The organism is Alcanivorax sp. 24 (assembly GCF_004360225.1).
Lineage (GTDB): Bacteria > Pseudomonadota > Gammaproteobacteria > Pseudomonadales > Alcanivoracaceae > Alloalcanivorax > Alloalcanivorax xiamenensis.
Genome location: NZ_SNUA01000076.1, coordinates 1 through 480 on the forward strand (window position 1 = coordinate 1; position 480 = coordinate 480).

1 protein-coding gene is annotated in these 480 nt (G+C 46.0%); it reads right to left on the reverse strand.

Annotation, left to right across the window (positions count from 1 at the left end; genetic code table 11):
• Positions 1-480, reverse strand: a 480-nt coding sequence (locus E0L37_RS21335; RefSeq protein WP_133493634.1) for a GntR family transcriptional regulator, incomplete at both ends; no start/stop codon positions are given.

Below are 480 nucleotides of genomic sequence, written 5' to 3' on the forward strand. Positions count from 1 at the left end.
CGTACATAGCGCTCTGAGTTTTTGCTGTACATATCAACCAACTCACGGGTTTGTGGGCGCGCGGCGCGGCTGTATAATTTAGCATGAAACTGGCTGTTTAAATCGCCAGTGGCAAGGTGGGTATCGCCGGCATCCATGGCACTTTCAAGCTCAGTTAAAATAAGCTCGGCATCAATTAAGTCTTGATCAGTTAAGCTTTGTATTGAATGTTTTAATAGCTCGGCTTCAAGAAGTGCTCTGAGGTCAAAAAGTTCGTCAATTTGCGACGCCGAAAGCTGTGTGGCAGTGGCTCCTTTATGAGCTTCAAAGTTAACCAGCCCTTCGGCTTCTAGTTGTAGCAAAGCTTCACGCACCGGTATTCGACTCACGTTTAGCTCTGTGGCTAATGCAGCTTGGCGTAGCGGATCACCCGCTTTGATTTCACCTGAAAGAATTTTTTCACGAATAGCTTCTGTAACAAGCTGAGTTCGAGTTTTATGT